The sequence below is a fragment of the Micromonospora sp. CPCC 205546 genome (genome assembly GCF_036902715.1).
GTDB lineage: Bacteria > Actinomycetota > Actinomycetes > Mycobacteriales > Micromonosporaceae > Micromonospora.
In genome coordinates this window covers 123,150-140,599 of the sequence record NZ_JBAKHL010000008.1, presented here as the reverse complement: position 1 = coordinate 140,599, position 17,450 = coordinate 123,150, and the positions used below count along the sequence as shown (strand labels likewise).

The 17,450-nt window shown below is 71.6% G+C and carries 13 protein-coding genes; 11 read left to right on the top strand and 2 right to left on the bottom strand.

The features are described from left to right. Positions 1-9: 9 nt before the first annotated feature. Together V6U77_RS07245 and V6U77_RS07240 are read right to left on the bottom strand one after the other, a co-directional pair. Positions 10-1,644 (bottom strand): glycoside hydrolase family 13 protein, encoded by a 1,635-nt coding sequence (locus V6U77_RS07245; RefSeq protein WP_334605422.1) that lies wholly within the window; start codon positions 1,642-1,644, stop codon positions 10-12. Positions 1,645-1,886: 242 nt separating this feature from the next. Continuing rightward, positions 1,887-2,978 carry a LacI family DNA-binding transcriptional regulator gene (locus V6U77_RS07240; protein WP_334605421.1) on the bottom strand — a complete coding sequence of 364 codons (1,092 nt, stop codon included), beginning with the start codon at positions 2,976-2,978 and terminating at the stop codon, positions 1,887-1,889. A 200-nt stretch (positions 2,979-3,178) separates the two neighbouring features. Between V6U77_RS07240 and V6U77_RS07235 the strand changes: the two genes are divergently transcribed. The 11 genes from V6U77_RS07235 (at position 3,179) to V6U77_RS07185 (ending at position 17,341) form a co-directional block, all read left to right on the top strand. After that, positions 3,179-4,432, top strand: coding sequence for a sugar ABC transporter substrate-binding protein (locus tag V6U77_RS07235; protein WP_334605420.1), 1,254 nt, complete (start codon positions 3,179-3,181; stop codon positions 4,430-4,432). Further along, complete coding sequence (locus V6U77_RS07230) at positions 4,432-6,072, top strand: ABC transporter permease subunit (RefSeq protein WP_334605418.1); 1,641 nt, start codon at positions 4,432-4,434, stop codon at positions 6,070-6,072. Before V6U77_RS07235 ends, V6U77_RS07230 begins: the two co-directional genes overlap by 1 nt. Before the next feature lie 113 nt (positions 6,073-6,185). Continuing rightward, entirely contained in the window at positions 6,186-6,995 is an 810-nt protein-coding gene (locus V6U77_RS07225; protein ID WP_334605477.1) for a sugar ABC transporter permease, read from the top strand. A gap of 221 nt (positions 6,996-7,216) precedes the next feature. After that, positions 7,217-9,061, top strand: coding sequence for a glycoside hydrolase family 13 protein (locus V6U77_RS07220; RefSeq protein WP_334605416.1), 1,845 nt, complete (start codon positions 7,217-7,219; stop codon positions 9,059-9,061). 53 nt (positions 9,062-9,114) lie between these two features. Then, positions 9,115-9,456: a hypothetical protein gene (locus V6U77_RS07215; RefSeq protein ID WP_334605414.1), complete on the top strand. Its 342-nt coding sequence runs from the start codon at positions 9,115-9,117 to the stop codon at positions 9,454-9,456. Positions 9,457-9,733: 277 nt separating this feature from the next. Next, positions 9,734-10,798: a BMP family lipoprotein gene (locus V6U77_RS07210; RefSeq protein WP_334605413.1), complete on the top strand. Its 1,065-nt coding sequence runs from the start codon at positions 9,734-9,736 to the stop codon at positions 10,796-10,798. Positions 10,799-10,968: 170 nt separating this feature from the next. Then, entirely contained in the window at positions 10,969-12,600 is a 1,632-nt protein-coding gene (locus V6U77_RS07205) for an ABC transporter ATP-binding protein (protein WP_334605476.1), read from the top strand. After that, a complete protein-coding gene (locus tag V6U77_RS07200; protein ID WP_334605412.1) occupies positions 12,597-13,922 on the top strand; it encodes an ABC transporter permease in 1,326 nt (441 codons plus the stop codon). The genes V6U77_RS07205 and V6U77_RS07200 overlap by 4 nt, the downstream gene beginning before the upstream one ends. A gap of 3 nt (positions 13,923-13,925) precedes the next feature. Beyond that, a complete protein-coding gene (locus V6U77_RS07195; RefSeq protein ID WP_334605411.1) occupies positions 13,926-15,206 on the top strand; it encodes an ABC transporter permease in 1,281 nt (426 codons plus the stop codon). Positions 15,207-15,220: 14 nt separating this feature from the next. Continuing rightward, positions 15,221-15,925 carry a cytidine deaminase gene (locus tag V6U77_RS07190; protein WP_334605410.1) on the top strand — a complete coding sequence of 235 codons (705 nt, stop codon included), beginning with the start codon at positions 15,221-15,223 and terminating at the stop codon, positions 15,923-15,925. Between the two features lie 135 nt (positions 15,926-16,060). Then, on the top strand, positions 16,061-17,341 hold the full coding sequence (locus V6U77_RS07185; RefSeq protein ID WP_334605409.1) for a thymidine phosphorylase: 1,281 nt from the start codon (positions 16,061-16,063) through the stop codon (positions 17,339-17,341). Positions 17,342-17,450 lie beyond the last annotated feature (109 nt).

The window sequence follows — 17,450 nt, the reverse complement described above, 5'->3', positions numbered from 1 at the left end:
GTTACCCGCTCAGCGCCGTTCGAACCAGGCCGCCGCGTCGACCGGAAGCAGGTGGCCGGAGCCCTGCCCGGCGAGCGGCTCGCTGGCGGCGATCGGTGCGCCGTACCCGTCGATCAGGGCCGGCGCACCGCTGATGTTGACCACGCAGGTCAGCACGGTGTCGCCGGCGGTGCGGCTGAAGGCGAGCAGGCCCGGCCCGGCCTCCAACCAGGTGACCCCGCCCGCGTCGGCGGCCAGCGCCGGGTGCTCCCGGCGGATCCGCAGCGCGGTGCGGTAGAGCTCCAGCGTCGAGCCGGGCACGCCGGTCTGGGCGGCGACCGAGAGGGCCCGCCAGGTCGCCGGGGCCGGCAGCCAGCTCAGCTCGCTGCCCTCGGGCCCGAAGCCGTACGGGGCCAGCTCGCCGCTCCACGGGATCGGCACGCGGCAACCGTCGCGGCTCTGGCCGGTGCGCAGGAAGGCCGGGTCCTGACGCAGCTCGTCCGGCAGGTCGAGCACCTCCGGCAGGCCCAGCTCCTCGCCCTGGTAGAGGTAGGCGCAGCCGGGCAGGGCGAGCATCAGCAGGGTGGCGGCCCGCGCCCGGCGCAGCCCCTCGGCGCCGTCGCCGTAGCGGGTGACGTGCCGCCGCTTGTCGTGGTTGGAGAGCACCCAGGTGGTGGGCGCGCCGACGATGGTCGACTCGGCCAGGGCGGTGTCGATGACCTTGCGGAACGAGTCGGCCGACCAGGTCGCGTCGAGGAAGTCGAAGCTGAACGCCTGGTGCAGCTCGTCCGGGCCGATGTAGCGGGCCAGGCGCTGCGGGGTCTCGGCCCACGCCTCGGCGACCGCCATCCGGCCGCCCGGGTAGCTGTCCAGGATCGGCCGCCAGGCGCGGTAGATGTCGTGCACCTCGTCCTGGTCGAAGTAGGGGAGCCGGCCCTTGCCGAGCAGTTCCGCCTGGCGCTGGCCGGTGGTCATCGAGCTGAACCCGACGTCCGGCAGCCCCTCGGCCTTGATCATGCCGTGCGCCACGTCGATCCGGAAGCCGTCCACGCCCCGGTCGAGCCAGAAGCGCAGGACGTCCTCGAACTCGGCCCGCACCTCGGGGTGCCGCCAGTTCAGGTCCGGCTGGGCCGGGTCGAACAGGTGCAGGTACCACTGGCCGTCGTCGATCCGCGTCCAGGCGGGGCCGCCGAAGATGCTCTCCCAGTCGTTCGGGGGCAACTCGCCGTTCTCGCCCTTGCCTTCGGCGAAGAGGTAGCGCTCGCGCTCGGCGGAGCCGGGACCGGCGGCGAGTGCCGCCTGGAACCACGGGTGCGCGCTGGAGGTGTGGTTGGGCACCAGGTCGACGATGATCCGCAGGTCGAGGGCGTGCGCGTCGGTGATCATCGCGTCGAAGTCCGCGAGGGTGCCGAACATCGGGTCGACGTCGCGGTAGTCGGCGACGTCGTACCCGCCGTCGATCATCGGGGAGGTGTAGAAGGGGGTCAGCCAGAGCGCGTCCACGCCGAGGTCGCGCAGGTACGGCAGGCGCTCACGGACGCCCTGGAGGTCGCCGACGCCGTCGCCGTTCGAGTCGGCGAAGCTGCGTACGTAGACCTGGTAGACGACCGCGGAGCGCCACCAGTCGTCGTCGGAGGTCAGCGGGATGGGGTTGCTGACGGTCATCGGTGGCGTTCCCCGTTCTGTGGCGCGGGACGGCGGCACCCGGCGCGCAGGCGCGGGTGCGGGGCGGTGTCTGAGCAGAATGCCGCTCACTACTGCAAGAGTCAAGCATTCCTTGCGCAAGAAATGGCAATGATCACGCCACGACTCCGACGGTTCACGACCGGTGAGCCCCTTCCGGGAGCCGCGTTCAGGTCGGTGAGGGCCGGACGGGCAGGCGGGAGGCCGGACCGGAGCCGGGACGGTCAGGCCGGGACGGCGAGCGCGGGCGGGGCCGGGCGCTGCCGCGCCGCGCGGTCGGCCCCGGCCGACCGCGCGGCGCCGGTGGGGGCGACGGCGGTGGAGCCGCGCACCACCAGTTCGGGGCGGAACACGTACTCCGAGTTCGGCGCGGCGTGGCCGTTGATCTCGTCGACCAGGGCCCGGACGGCGGCGACCGCCATCGCGGCGACCGGCTGCCGCATGGTGGTCAGCGGCGGGTCGGTGAAGGCCATCAGCGGGGAGTCGTCGTAGCCGACCACCGACAGTTCCCCCGGCACGGACATGCCGCGCTGCCGGGCGGCCCGGATCGCGCCGAGCGCCATCAGGTCGGAGCCGCAGACGATGCCGGTGACGCCCCGGTCCAGCAGCCGGGCGGCGGCGGCCTCGCCACCCTCCACGCCGAACAGGGAGAGCTCGGCCAGCTCGTCGAGGCCGGCCTCGTCGACGCCGACGAGCCGGCCCATCGCGGCCCGGAAGCCGGCCACCCGGCGCTGCACCGGCACGAACCGGTCCGGGCCGGTGATCAGGCCGATGCGGCGGTGCCCGAGGGCCACCAGGTGGGCCACGGCCAGTTCGGTGGCCTCGCCGTCGTCGCAGGAGACGAAGGGCGCGGGGATACCGGGCGCGTACCCGTTGATCAGCACGACGGGCAGCGGGCGGGCGATCAGGGCCCGGTAGCGGTCGTGGTTGGCGGCGGTGTCGGCGTGCAGCCCGGAGACGAAGACGATTCCGGAGACCTGCCGGTCCAGCAGCATCTCGACGTACTCGTCCTCGGTGACCCCGCCGGCGGTCTGCGTGCAGAGCACGGGGGTGAAGCCGCTCTGCGCCAGGGTCGACTCGATCACCTGGGCGAAGGCGGGGAAGATCGGATTGTCGAGCTCGGGGACCACCAGGCCCACGAGGCCGGCGCTGCGCTTGCGCAGCCGAGCCGGGCGCTCGTAACCGAGTACATCGAGGGCGGTCAGTACAGCTTGTCGGGTTTCGGGGGCCACTCCCGGGCGGTCGTTGAGCACCCGCGACACCGTGGCCTCGCTGACTTCGGCCTGTTGGGCGATGTCGGACAGTCGAGCGCGCATGGGCGCACTTTAGCTCACGAGCAAGTTCTTGCGTACACTCCTGCAAGCCCTTCCATTCTCTGAAACCTCTTGCTAACGTCCCCGCAACACGCGAGAGCAGCGGCGCAGCACGCCGGGCGCCGGTTGGCAAGAAACTTACAGAGCTTCCACTGGCGGGACCGCCCTTCCCCCGGCGTGCCGCCATGACGACAGGAGTACCGATGCGCATCCGTACCGCGGGTGTGGTCGCCGTCCTCGGCCTGGCGCTCGCCGCGTCGGGCTGCGGTGGCGACAGCAACGACGAGCCGGCCGCCAAGGAATCCACCAAGGCCGCCACCGGCGGCAAGCTGGTGATCTGGGCCGACGACAAGCGCACCGCCGCCCTCAAGCCGTTCGCCGAGAAGTTCGGCAAGGAGAACGGCGTCACGGTCGAGGTCCAGGCCGTCTCCAAGGACCTCCAGACCAACTTCGTCACCGCCTCGCAGCAGGGCAGCGGCCCGGATGTCGTGGTCGGCGCGCACGACTGGATCGGCAACCTCGTCCAGAACGGTGCCATCGACCCCGTGCAGCTCGCCGCCGAGCAGAAGGGCGGCTTCAACGAGACCGCCGTCAAGGCGGTCACGTTCAACGGGCAGATCTACGGCGTGCCCTACGCCATGGAGAACCTGGCGCTGATCCGCAACACCGAGCTGGCCCCCGAGGCGCCGAAGACCATCGAGGACCTGGTCACCGCCGGCAAGAAGCTCAAGGCCGAGAAGAAGGCCAGCGAGATCCTCTGCCTGCAGTCCGGCCAGAACGGCGACGCCTACCACATCTACCCGCTCTACACCTCCGGTGGCGGGTACCTCTTCGGCACCGGCGCCAACGGCGACTACGACCCGAAGGACCTGGGCGTGGGCAAGCCGGAGTCGATCGAGGCGTTCAAGAAGATCGCGAAGCTCGGTGAGAAGGGCGACGGCGCGCTGAAGCGCTCGATCACCCCGGAGAACTCGATCGCCACGTTCACCGGCAAGAAGTGCGCCTACCTGGTCTCCGGCCCGTGGGCCGTCGCGGACGCCAAGAAGGCCGGCATCAAGTACGACATCTCCCCGGTCCCCGGCTTCGCCGGCGGCAAGGAGGCCCAGCCGTTCGTGGGCGTCCAGGCGTTCTACGTGGCCGCCAAGGGCAAGAACAAGGCCCTGGCCCAGGAGTTCGTGGCCAACCACGTCACCACCCCCGAGCTGGCCGTGGCGCTCTACAACGCCGAGCCCCGTCCGCCGGCGCTGACCGCCGCCCTCGACCAGGTCAAGGGCACCGACCCGGACCTGGCCAAGTTCCAGGAGGCCGGCAAGAACGGCCAGGTGCTCCCGGCGATCCCGGCCATGGCCACCATCTGGGACCCGTTCGGCAAGGCCGAGGCCGCCATCATCGGTGGTGCCGACCCGGCCAAGACGATCACCGCGGCCGGCAAGACCATCTCCGGCCAGATCAAGTAATGAGCACGTCGCTGTCCGGCCCGGGGGCTGCCACGCAGCCCCCGGGCCGGGAGCCCGTCGGCCCCGGGCTGCCGGGCAAGTCCCGTACCGCGCGGCACCACGCGCCGATCACCGTGACGGGTCTGCTCGTCAAGGTGCTCCTGCTCGGCCTGACCGCCGGGATCGCGGTCTGGGCGGCCTTCCCGCTCATCGAGGCGGAGAAGTGGGCCGGGCTGGCGCTGCTGGCCGCCACGACCGCCGGCCTCTTCTACCTCTACCTGACTCCCCGGCATATCCCGGCGAAGTACCTGGTGCCCGGCACGCTCTTCCTGATCGCGTTCCAGATCGTCCCGGTGCTCTACACGGCGAGCACGGCGTTCACGAACTTCGGCGACGGCCACCGCGGCACCAAGCAGGACGCCGTCGTCGCCATCCAGACGGCCTCCGTCAAGCAGGTGCCCGGCTCCACCGAGTACTCCCTCTCCGTCGCCACGAAGGGCGACCCGGCCACCGGCCCGCTCGTCTTCCTGGTCAGCGACCCGGGCAACGGCACCGTCTCGGCCGGCGACGCCGGCGGGCTGCGCCAGCTCGACCCGGCCGACGTCACGGTGGCCCCGGGCGGCAAGGTCACCGCCGCCGACGGCTACACGGTGCTCAACTTCGGCCAGGCCAGCGCCCGCAGCCGGGAGATCACCGACCTGGTCGTGCCGACGTCCGGGGGCGCGCTGCGCTCCGCCGGCCTGTCGCGCGCCTACGAGGGCAAGGCGATCCGGGCGTACGACGCCGGTTGCGACTGCATCACCGACACCGAGACGGGCCGGACCTGGACGGCGGACGAAGGGACCGGCGCCTTCGTGGCCGCCGACGGCGAGCGGCTGGCCCAGGGCTGGAAGGTCACCGTCGGGCTGGAGAACTTCTCCCGGGTGCTCACCGACCCGGCCATCTCCGGGCCGTTCTTCGGCACGCTGCTGTGGAACTTCGCCTTCGCCATCGGCTCCACCGGCGGCACGTTCATCCTCGGCATGTGCATCGCCCTGGCCCTGCACTCGCCCCGGATGCGCGGCACGAACTTCTACCGGGTCCTGCTGATCCTGCCGTACGCCATGCCGTCCTTCGCGATGCTGCTGGTCTGGCGGGACATGTTCAACACCGACTTCGGCCTGATCAACAACCTGTTCGGGCTCGGGGTCGACTGGTTCGGCCAGGAGTGGTCGGCCCGGGTCGCGGTGATCCTGGTGCAGCTCTGGCTCGGCTACCCGTACATGTTCCTGGTCGCCACGGGCGCGCTGCAGGCCATCCCGAAGGAGCTGACCGAGGCGTCCTCGGTCGACGGCGCGTCGCCGTGGCAGTCGTTCCGGTCGGTCACCCTGCCGCTGCTGCTGGTCGCGCTCTCCCCGCTGCTGATCGCGTCGTTCGCGTACAACTTCAACAACTTCAACGCGATCTACCTGACCACCGAGGGCGGCCCCTTCCCGGCGGACAACCCGACCGCGGGGGCGACGGACCTGCTGATCACGTACACGTACCGGCTCGCCTTCGGCGCGCAGGGCGCCCAGTTCGGCCTGGCGGCCGCGGTGTCGATCTTCATCTTCACCATCGTCGCGGTGGTGTCGGCGGTGAGCTTCCGGCGCACCCGTAAGCAGGAGGAGGTGTACTCGTGACCTCGCTTCGCGGCACTCCGGTCGCGGGCGGCGCGAGCGGCGCCACCCCGGCCGTCAACCGCAACGCGGGCCGGCGTCGCAACCGGTGGTTCGCCCAGGTCGGCTGGCGCCACCTGGTGGGCGTGCTGGCCGTCGCGTTCAGCCTCTTCCCGATCCTGTTCGTGCTCTCGGCCGCGCTCAACCCGCTCGGCACGCTCTCCTCGACGGAGCTGCTGCCGACCGGGGCGTCGGTGGAGAACTTCACGAACCTGTTCGACCGTACGGCGTTCGGGTGGTGGTTCCTCAACTCCCTGCTCATCGCCGGGGTGGCCTCGTTCGCGTCGGTCTTCCTGTCGGCGCTGGCGGCGTACGCCTTCTCCCGGATGCGCTTCGCCGGACGTCGGGTCGGGCTGCTCTCGCTCCTGCTGATCCAGATGTTCCCGCAGTTCCTGGCGATCGTGGCGATCTTCCTGCTCTTCACGACGATCACCGACCTCTGGCCGGCGATCGGCTTCAACACCCCGTGGGGTCTGCTGCTGCTCTACCTGGGCGGCGCGCTGGGCGTGAACACCTGGCTGATGAAGGGCTTCTTCGACACCCTTCCCCGGGAGCTGGACGAGTCGGCCACCATGGACGGCGCCAGCCACGCCCAGGTCTTCTTCCGGATCATGCTGCCGCTGGTGGCGCCGATCCTGGCGGTGACCGGCCTGCTCGCCTTCATCGGCACCATCAACGAGTTCCTGATGGCGAACGTCTTCCTGACCAACAGCGAGTCGAAGACCCTCGCGGTCGGGATGTTCGGCCTGGTGGCCGGCGAACGCAACAACAACTTCGGGATCTTCGCGGCGGGCACCCTGCTCACCGCGATCCCCACGGTGCTGGTCTTCCAGATGGTCCAGCGCTACATCGTCTCCGGCCTCACCGCCGGAGCCGTCAAGGGTTAGAGCGATAGGTGGCCGCTCCTCGCCGAGGTCGAGGCGAGGGGTGCCGCTCCGTCGCGACCGGCCGGGTCCACCGGCCGTTCCGCGACACCGCAGAGCTGCGGCAAGGGCGTCGGCGTCCGACGTACACCGGAGCAGTCACGGATCGACCGCCGCGGTCGGGGAACCGGCCGCGGCGGGAGACCCCTTTCTCTCCCCGTCCGACCGACGCGAAAGGCACCACCATGTCCCCGACGCCGCACCACGGCGCTGTCGCCCCGTCCCCGCTGCCGCACCACGACGGCTCCGCCCTGTACGTCCCCGAGCAGGAGCCCGCCCTCGGCGACGTCGTCGACGTCTTCGTCCGGGTGCCGGCCGGCGCCGACGTCCGGCAGGTGCACGTGCGCACCACCGGCGACGGCGAGCCCCGGTTCACCGAGGCGGTCGTCGACCGCACCGACGGCGCCGACGTCTGGTGGCGGGTCCCCGTCGAGGCCCGCAACCCGGTCAGCAACTACCGGTTCATGCTCTCCGGCAGCCGCGGCCACCGCTGGCTCAACGCCGCTGGCGTGGTGGCCCACGACGTGCCCGACAACGGCGACTTCAGGCTGGTCACCCACGCCCCGCCGCCCGCCTGGGCCCGCGACGCGGTGATCTACCAGATCTTCCCCGACCGGTTCGCCCGCTCCGCCGCCGCCGAGGGCCGGGAGCTGCCGGACTGGGCGATCCCGTGCGACTGGGACACCCCGGTGATCGGGCGCGGCCCCGAGACCCCCCGACAGTTCTACGGCGGCGACCTGGACGGCGTCACCGGGCGGCTGGACCACCTGGACCGCCTCGGCGTGAACACCGTCTACCTGACCCCGATCTTCCCGGCCCGCTCCAACCACCGCTACGACGCGGCCAGCTTCGACACGGTCGACCCGCTGCTCGGCGGGGACGCCGCGCTGGCCCGCCTCGCCGACGCCGTACGCGCCCGGGGCTGGCGGCTGCTCGGCGACATCACCAGCAACCACACCGGCGACGCGCACGAGTGGTTCACCCGGGCCGCCGCCGACCCCTGCGCGCCCGAGCGGGAGCTGTACTACTTCGACGAGGTCTCCGGTGACTACGAGTCCTGGAACGGGGTCAGGTCGCTGCCGAAGCTGAACTGGGGCAGCGCCGAGCTGCGCCGGCGCTTCGCCACCGCCGGGGACTCGCTGCTGCGCCGCTGGCTGCGCCCGCCGTACGGGCTGGACGGCTGGCGGGTGGACGTGGCGAACATGACCGGGCGGCGGGGCGCCGACGCGTACACCCACGAGGTGGCGGCACTGCTGCGCGAGGTGGTCGTCCGAACCCGGGCCGACGCGCTGCTGATGGCCGAGCACGGCCACGACCACACCGGCGACCTCGACCGGAACGGCTGGCACGGCACGATGAACTACGTCGGCTTCACCGACCCGGTCTGGTCCTGGCTGCGGCACGGCGACCAGCTCGTACCGAACTTCCTCGGCACCCCGGGCGGGGTGGTGCGCCGGGACGCGGACGCGGTGCTGGCCACCATGGACGCCTACCGCTCGCTGGTCTCCTGGCGGTCGTACACCCACTCGTGGCAGCTGCTGGGGTCGCACGACTCCGCGCGGATCCGCACCGTGGTCGGCGACGCCGCGCGGCAGGAGGTCGCCGCCGGCCTGCTCGCCACCATGCCCGGCACCCCGATGATCTTCGCGGGCGACGAGCTGGGCCTGACCGGCACCAACGGCGAGGGCTCGCGTACGCCGATGCCGTGGCACCGGCCGGAGAGCTGGGACGCCTCGACGTTCGCCGCGTACCGCGCCCTGGTCGCGCTGCGCCGCGCGGAGCCCGCGCTGCGCCACGGCGGCCTGCGCTGGCTGCACGCCGACGCGGACACGCTGGTCTTCCTGCGCGAGGCACCGACCGGCACCGTGCTGGTGCTGGCCCGCCGCGCCGCCGGCGAGCCGGTGCGCCTGGCCGGGCTGCGGGCGGCCGAGAACCTGTACGGCGGCGCCCCCGCCCTGCGCCCCGACGCCGACGGCGCGGTCACCCTCCCGGCGGACGGCCCCACCTTCCAGGCCTGGCGGTTCTCCTGACCCCTACCCGCCCCGCTACTACGTTCTGTCGTTGATGGGGGAGGATGGTGGGCGTGGAAGCTCTGAGACTGATACTTCGCTACGTCCATCTGATCGGTTTCGCCCTGCTGCTCGGCGGCGCGATCGTCCAGTACGTCAGCGGCAAGCTGCGGATCAACCCGGCCATGCTCTGGGGATCCGTGATCATGCTGGCGACCGGGTTCGGCCTCTCCGCGCCCCTGCGCGACGGCGACGAGCCGGCCCCCGCGAAACTTGTTACCAAGTTGGTGCTCGCCATCCTGATCTTCGTCATGGTGTTCTTCTCCCGCAAGCGCGACGTGGTCAACCGGGGGCACTTCCTGGCGATCGTCGGGTTGACCCTGGTCAACGCGGCGGTGGCCGTCTTCTGGCGGTAACGTCAACGGCGGGGGGCGACGCGCCGAACGGGACGTTCCGCGACGCCTCGCCGCACACCTGCCAGCACCGAGAGTGATCTGCCCCACCTAAGGGTTACGTAGGGGTAACAGGCACTCAACAGTCGTGCACGATTGTCGGCCGGTGGGTGGGCGCGGGCGTACGCTCCCGTCCGTAACGTGGGACGCCGGCGGCGCAGTGCAGGCCGGCTCAAAGGGCTGCCACCGTGCAGGACGCGGTGTGCAAGGGGAAGGAGACGTCTTGCGCTCTGTGCGTGGGATGCGGATTGCCTCCGTCTTTGCGATGGGTGGGCTCGTGCTGAGCGCCGCCGCGTGCGGCGAGGCTCCCGAAGAGAACAACAACGCCGGCAGCGGCGACAAGAAGTACAGCGCCTGCATGGTGACCGACGTCGGCGGCATCGACGACAAGTCGTTCAACACCTCCGCCTGGAAGGGTCTGGAGGAGGCCAAGAAGGCCAACGACAAGATCGACATCAAGTACGTCGCATCGAAGGCCGAGGCGGACTACGAGGTCAACCTGACCCAGTACGTCAACCAGAAGTGCGACTTCATCCTGGCCGTCGGCGGCCTGATGGGTGACGCCACCTCCAAGATCGCCAAGGCGAACCCGAACCAGCAGTTCGGCATCGTCGACGCGAAGGTCCCGGAGACCAACGTCTACCCGATGCAGTTCGACACCGCCCAGGCCGGCTTCCTCGCCGGTTACCTGGCCGCCGGCATGAGCAAGAGCGGCACGGTGGGCACCTACGGCGGCCTGCCGATCCCGCCGGTCACCATCTTCATGGACGGCTACGCCGACGGCGTCGCGCACTACAACAAGACCAAGAGCAAGTCGGTCAAGGTCGTCGGCTGGGACAAGGCCACCCAGAAGGGCTCCTTCACCAACGACTTCGTCAAGCAGGACGAGGGCAAGAAGGTCAGCGACGCGCTGGTCGCCCAGGGCGCCGACATCGTCATGCCGGTCGCCGGCGGGGCCGGCCTCGGCACCACCGGCGCGGCCAAGGCGTCGGGCGGCAAGTACAACACCATCTGGGTGGACGTCGACGGCTGCGAGAGCACCCAGGACTGCGCGGCGATCATCACCACCGTCGAGAAGAACATCCCGGACGCCGTCAAGGAGGCCGTCGTCAAGGCCGCCGGCGGCGAGAAGCTGTCGGCCACCCCGGGCTACCTCGGCAACCTGTCGAACAACGGCGTCGGGCTCGCCCCGTACCACGAGTTCGACAGCAAGGTCCCGGCCGAGCTGAAGGCCGAGATCGACAAGCTGAAGGCGGACATCGCCGCCGGCACCGTCACCGTCACCTCCGCGGCCCAGCCGAAGTGAGGCTCCGCCGGCCGCCCGCGGTGAGACGATCACCCGGGTAGGCCGGCGGGCGGTACAGCACGACGATCCGGCCGCCCCGGCGTCGCGGGGAAACCCCCACGGCGCCGGGGCGGCCGATCCACACCACCCGACGACGGCCCCGCGCCGCGAGCGGTCCACCGGCAGCTACGCTGCACCATCGCTTCGCACTCCAGGAGGTTGCGCTGAGACTCGAACTGCGCGGCATCACCAAGCGGTTCGGTGATCTGGTCGCCAACGATCACATCGACCTGACGGTGGAGCCTGGAGAGATCCACGCCCTGCTCGGCGAGAACGGCGCGGGCAAGTCGACCCTGATGAACGTGCTCTACGGGCTCTACCAGCCCGACGAGGGCGAGATCCTGGTCGACGGCGCGCCGCTGAAGCTGAGGGGGCCCTCCGACGCGATCGCGGCCGGGATCGGCATGGTGCACCAGCACTTCATGCTGGTGCCCGTCTTCACCGTGACCGAGAACATCATGCTCGGCGCCGAGCAGATCCGGGGCGGCATCGCCGGCTTCCTGGACCGGCGCCGGGCCCGGCGCGAGGTCGCCGAGGTCTCCGAGCGGTACAACCTGCGGGTCGACCCGGACGCGGTGATCGAGGACCTGCCGGTCGGCATCCAGCAGCGGGTGGAGATCGTCAAGGCGCTCACCCGCGACGTCGACCTGCTCATCCTCGACGAGCCGACGGCCGTGCTCACCCCGCAGGAGACCGAGGAACTGCTCACGGTCATGCGGGCGCTCAAGGCCGCCGGCAAGTCGATCGTCTTCATCACCCACAAGCTGGGCGAGGTCAAGGCCATCGCCGACCGGATCACCGTGATCCGGCGCGGGAAGACGGTGGGCACCGCCTCCCCGGAGGCGAGCCGGGACGAGTTGGCCGCGCTGATGGTCGGCCGCAGCGTGCGGCTCACCGTGGAGAAGGAGCCCGCCACCCCCGGCAAGCCGGTCCTGGAGGTCGCCGGCCTGGTCGTCGACGACGACCGGCAGATCCGCGCGGTCGACGGGATCGACCTGACCGTACGGGCGGGCGAGGTGCTCGGCATCGCGGGCGTGCAGGGCAACGGCCAGACCGAGCTGATCGAGGCGATCATGGGGCTGCGCCCGGTGCTCGCCGGCACGGTCACGCTCGACGGGCAGCAGGTGCACGGCTGGTCGACCAAGAAGGTGCTCCGCGCCGGCGTCGGGTACGTGCCCGAGGACCGCAGCGTCGACGGCCTGGTCAAGGAGTTCTCCGTCGCCGAGAACCTGGTGCTCGACATCTACGACCGGCCGCCCTTCGGCAAGGGCCTGGCGCTGAAGCCGGACGCCATCGCGAAGTCGGCGAAGGAGCGGATCGCGCAGTTCGACGTCCGCACCTCCTCGGCCGACGCGCCCGTCGGCACCCTCTCCGGCGGCAACCAGCAGAAGGTCATCGTGGCCCGGGAGCTGTCCCGGCCGCTGAAGCTCCTCATCGCCGCCCAGCCGACCCGTGGCGTCGACGTCGGGTCGATCGAGTTCATCCACAGCCAGGTCATCCGGGAGCGGGACGTCGGCACCGCTGTCATGGTGGTCTCCAGCGAGCTCGACGAGGTGATCGGCCTGGCCGACCGGATCGCGGTGATGTACCGCGGCCGGGTCATCGGCATCGTCGGCCCGGACACCCCCCGCGAGGAGATCGGCCTGCTGATGGCCGGCATCACCCCCGACGCGGCACCCGCCGTCGCGACCGGCACGACCCCGGCCGACGGCGGTGCGGCGGCCCCCGCCGCCGAGAGCCCTGGTAACGAGGACGAGGCATGACCAACCCGAACCCGGGCTCCCCGGACAAGGAGCCGGCGACCGAGGCGCACGCCGCGCAGGCCGCGCTCGGCAACACCGAACGCGCCGAGACGGCCACCTCCCCGAAGACCCGGGCCCCGGAGCCGAAGCCCTCGCTGGGCCGGCTGTTCCTGGACAACCTCTGGGCGGCGAACACCTTCACGGTGACCCTGCTGTCGCTGGTGCTGGCGATGGTCGTCGGCGCGATCCTGATGATCGTGTCCGACCCGGAGGTGCTCGCCACCTACAGCTACATCACCGCCCGCCCGACCGACGCGCTCGACGCGAGCTGGACACTGGTCAGCGAGGCGTACGGCAACCTGTTCAAGGGCGCGGTCTTCGACCCGGACGCGGTGGGCTTCCAGGCGGTGATGAGCCCGATCTCGGAGACGCTCACCTACACCGCGCCGCTGGTCTTCACCGGCCTGTCGGTGGCGCTGGCCTTCCGGGGCGGCCTGTTCAACATCGGCGCCCAGGGCCAGGCCACCATGGGCGTGATCCTGGCCGCGCTGGCCGGCTTCCTGCTGCCGCTGCCGCCCGGCCTGCACCTGCTCGTCGCGGTGCTCGCCGGCGCGCTCGGTGGGGCGATCTGGGGCTTCATCCCGGGCATCCTCAAGGCGCGTGCCGGCGCCCACGAGGTGATCAACACGATCATGCTCAACTACGTCGCCACGTACTTCCTGACCTGGATCATCGTGCAGAACGGCGTCCAGGACCCGAACCGCACGGACGCGATCAGCCGCCCGGTGGACGGGTCGGCCCAACTGCCCCGCCTCCTCGGCGACGGGCTGCGGGTGCACGCCGGCATCATCCTGGCGGTGCTGGCCACCTGGGCGGTCTGGTGGCTGCTGAACCGGTCCACGCTCGGCTTCGAGCTGCGCGCCGTCGGCGCCAACCCCGACGCCGCGCGGACCGCCGGCATCAGCGTCACCCGGACGTACGTCCTGATCATGGTCTTCGCCGGGATCCTGGCCGGCCTCGGCGGCTCCAACATGGTGCTCGGCTCCACCGCGAGCGCGCTGACCCCGCTGGTCGTCGCGCAGATCGGCTTCGACGGCATCCTGGTGGCGCTGCTCGGCCGGGTGAAGCCGTGGGGCGTCGCGCTGGCCGCGCTGCTCTTCGGCGCGCTCCAGGCCGGCGGCAACCGGATGCAGTCGTACTCGGGGATCTCGTTGGAGCTGGTCACCGTGCTCCAGGCGCTGATCGTCATCTTCATCGCCGCGCCGGCCCTGGTGAAGGCGATCTTCCAGCTCCGGGCCGCCCGCGCCGCCCGGTTGCAGACGAGCCTGGCGAAGGGCTGGTAACTCATGTCCACCATGGCTGTCGAAGACGTCGCCGTCGCCCCTGTGGACCAGGGCTTCTGGACCCGTACCCGCAAGGTCGGCGCCGTGCTGCTCGCCCTCGGCCTGCTGGCGACGGTGCTGTTCGGGGCGCTCGCCACCGGCGAGCAGGCCCGCTTCACCCTCAGCGAGGACGCGGCCGGCGCCGCGCTGAAGATCCACGGCACGGTCGGCGCGATCCTCTTCGGCCTCGTCGCCCTCGCCGCCGGCGTCGCGATGCTCGCCGGGCTGCCGAAGCGCTGGTTCACCCTCGTGCTCGGCGTCGGCCTGGTCGGCTTCGTGCTGTCGTTCCTCTGCTGGCAGGTCTCCGACGCGCCGGCCGGGCAGAACTTCATGCCGCTGGTCAACATCCTCCGGGGCACCTTCATCCTGGCCCTGCCGCTGGTCTTCGGCGCGCTGGCCGGTGTGCTCTGCGAGCGCTCCGGCGTGGTCAACGTGGCCATCGAGGGGCAGTTGCTGATGGGCGCCTTCAGCGGCGCGCTCTTCGGCAGCCTCACCGGCAACGTCTGGGTGGGCCTGGTCGCGGCGGCGATCGGCGGCGCGTTCATCTCGCTGCTGCTGGCCGTGTTCTCGATCCGCTACCTGGTCGACCAGGTGGTCATGGGCATCGTGCTCAACCTGCTGGCCGTCGGCGTCACCGGCTTCCTCTACGAGCGGCTGATGCAGACCAACGCGCAGAAATACAACAGCGCCCCCCGGTTCAGCAACTGGGAGATCCCGCTGCTGTCGGACATCCCGCTGCTCGGTCCGGCCCTGTTCCGGGGCAACATCTTCCTCTACCTCGGCCTGCTGCTGGTGCTGGTCATCCACATCGCGCTGTTTCGCACCCGGTGGGGCCTGCGCACCCGCTCGGTCGGCGAGCACCCCACCGCCGCCGACACCCTGGGCGTCAAGGTGCTCGGGCTGCGCTACCGCAACGTGCTGCTCGCCGGGGTGGTCGCCGGCATCGGCGGCGCCTCCTACACGCTGGCGCTCTACTCGTTCACCAAGAACATGATCGGCGGCAAGGGCTTCATCGCCCTCGCCGCGCTGATCTTCGGCCGGTGGAGCCCGACGGGGGCGCTGCTCGCGGCGCTCTTCTTCGGCTTCGCCGACCAGCTCGCCACGTATCTGGGCGCCATCAACAGCGTGATCCCGAACCAGTTCCTGGCCATGCTGCCCTACCTGGCGACGATCCTGGCGGTGGCCGGGCTGGTCGGTCGGGTCCGGGCGCCGGCCGCCGACGGCAAGCCGTACATCAAGGGCTGACGGGGGAGTACCACATGGAGATCGACTGGGAGCGGCTGCGGGTCGCCGCCACCGAGGTGATGCGGCACGCGTACGTGCCGTACTCGAAGTTCCCGGTCGGGGCGGCCGCGCTGGTCGACGACGGCCGGGTGGTGGTCGGCTGCAACGTGGAGAACGCCGCGTACGGCGTGGTGCTCTGCGCCGAGTGCGGGGTGGTCTCCTCGCTGCACGCCACCGGGGGCGGCCGGATCGTGGCCCTGTCCTGCGTCGACGCCACCGGCGAGCCGCTGATGCCGTGCGGCCGGTGCCGCCAGCTGCTCTGGGAGCAGGGCGGCCCGGAGTGCCTCATCGAGGCGAGGGGCGGGCCGCTGCGGATGGCCGAGCTGCTGCCGCACGCCTTCGACGTGACCGACCTGGAGGCCGTGACCGGGGAGGCCCCGGTGCCCGTGGTGCCGGAGCGGCTGGCCGCCTGGCGCGGGCGCGGCACGGTCTTCGTGCACCCCGACCTCTCCGCCGGCCAGCAGGTCTGGACGGCCTACTGGGAGCGGTCCGCGGGCGACAACGAGGGCGCCGAGACCGGCGTGCTGGAGGAGGGTCCGAGCTGGGACGAGCCGGCGGAGGCCATCGCCTGGGGCCACGCCCGTACGCCCCGGGTGGTGGTCGTGGACGCGTCCGGCGGCATCTTCTGGGCCGGCGAGGGGGAGCCGCCGATGGAGATCCCGGTTCGCTGGGGTGGTTGAGCTTCGGGGATCGGGCCGACCGTGCCCGGCTCCGGGCGGTCAGGCTAGATCCCTCCGCCGGGCACGGTCGGCCCGAGTCCTCGTGGTCGCGGTCCGCGTGCCGGTATCTGCATACGACTAGGAAGATCTTTTGTGATGAGTGGTTTTGCGGCGGTTGATGTCATTCGGGTGAAGCGGGACGGGGGTGTGCTCTCCGACGCGCAGATCGACTGGGTGGTGGACGCGTACACCCGGGGGGCGGTCGCCGACGAGCAGATGTCGGCGCTGGCCATGGCGATCCTGCTGCGCGGCATGACCGCTCCGGAGATCGCCCGGTGGACCGCCGCGATGATCGCCAGCGGGGAGCGGCTCGACCTCTCCGCCGTCGACCGGCCGACCGTCGACAAGCACTCCACCGGCGGCGTCGGCGACAAGATCACCCTGCCGCTCACCCCGCTGGTCGCCGCCTGCGGCGCCGCCGTGCCGCAGCTCAGCGGCCGGGGCCTCGGGCACACCGGCGGCACGCTGGACAAGCTGGAGTCGATTCCCGGCTGGCGGGCCGCGCTGAGCAACGACGAGTTCACCGCCCAGCTCCGCGACGTCGGCGCGGTGATCTGCGCGGCCGGCGCGGGGCTCGCCCCCGCGGACCGCAAGCTGTACGCGCTGCGCGACGTGACCGGCACCGTCGAGGCCATCCCGCTGATCGCCAGCTCGATCATGAGCAAGAAGATCGCGGAGGGCACCGGGGCGCTGGTGCTGGACGTCAAGGTCGGCTCCGGCGCGTTCATGAAGTCCGTCGAGCAGGCCCGCGAGCTGGCCCGGACGATGGTCGAGCTGGGCGGCGCGCACGGCGTGCGGACCGTCGCCCTGCTCACCGACATGTCCACCCCGCTGGGCCTGGCCATCGGCAACGCCGTCGAGGTGACCGAGTCCGTCGAGGTGCTCGCCGGGGGTGGCCCCGCCGACGTGGTCGAGCTGACCCTGGCGCTGGCCCGCGAGATGCTCGACGCGGCCGGGCTGCCGGACGCCGACCCGGAGGCCGCCCTGCGCGACGGGCGGGCGATGGACTCGTGGCGGGCGATGATCCGCGCCCAGGGCGGGGACCCGGACGCGGCGATGCCCACCGCGAACGAGGTCGAGGTGGTCCGCGCGGACATCGACGGCCACGTCGCGGCGGTCGACGCGTACGCCATGGGGGTGGCCGCCTGGCGGCTCGGCGCCGGGCGCGCCCGCAAGGAGGACCCGGTGAGCGTGCCGGCGGGGGTGGTGCTGCACCGGCGCCCGGGCGAGGCGGTGCGGGCGGGTGACCCGCTCTACGAGCTGCGCGCGCAGGACGCCGCCCGGATCCCGGCGGCCCGGGAGGACGCCGCGCGGGCGGTGCGGATCGCGCCGGTGGCGCCCGCCGCGACGCCGCTGGTCATCGAGCGGATCGGCTGAGCGCGACGGGTGCCGGGGTGGCATGGTGCCGGCCCGCTCGGACCGCTATCCTCCCTGGCCAAGGGGGGACAACCGGCGCCGAGTCGTCGCGAGCAGACAGGAACTTTCG

What these genes read in the sequence shown, in the direction of transcription:
- V6U77_RS07200 (WP_334605412.1), top strand. Translation starts at nt 12,597, where the DNA reads ATGACCAACCCGAACCCGGGCTCCCCGGACAAGGAGCCGGCGACCGAG.
- V6U77_RS07210 (WP_334605413.1), top strand. Translation starts at nt 9,734, where the DNA reads ATGCGGATTGCCTCCGTCTTTGCGATGGGTGGGCTCGTGCTGAGCGCC.
- V6U77_RS07220 (WP_334605416.1), top strand. Translation starts at nt 7,217, where the DNA reads ATGTCCCCGACGCCGCACCACGGCGCTGTCGCCCCGTCCCCGCTGCCG.
- V6U77_RS07230 (WP_334605418.1), top strand. Translation starts at nt 4,432, where the DNA reads ATGAGCACGTCGCTGTCCGGCCCGGGGGCTGCCACGCAGCCCCCGGGC.
- V6U77_RS07235 (WP_334605420.1), top strand. Translation starts at nt 3,179, where the DNA reads ATGCGCATCCGTACCGCGGGTGTGGTCGCCGTCCTCGGCCTGGCGCTC.
- V6U77_RS07240 (WP_334605421.1), bottom strand. Translation starts at nt 2,978, where the DNA reads ATGCGCGCTCGACTGTCCGACATCGCCCAACAGGCCGAAGTCAGCGAG.
- V6U77_RS07185 (WP_334605409.1), top strand. Translation starts at nt 16,061, where the DNA reads ATGAGTGGTTTTGCGGCGGTTGATGTCATTCGGGTGAAGCGGGACGGG.
- V6U77_RS07190 (WP_334605410.1), top strand. Translation starts at nt 15,221, where the DNA reads ATGGAGATCGACTGGGAGCGGCTGCGGGTCGCCGCCACCGAGGTGATG.
- V6U77_RS07195 (WP_334605411.1), top strand. Translation starts at nt 13,926, where the DNA reads ATGTCCACCATGGCTGTCGAAGACGTCGCCGTCGCCCCTGTGGACCAG.
- V6U77_RS07245 (WP_334605422.1), bottom strand. Translation starts at nt 1,644, where the DNA reads ATGACCGTCAGCAACCCCATCCCGCTGACCTCCGACGACGACTGGTGG.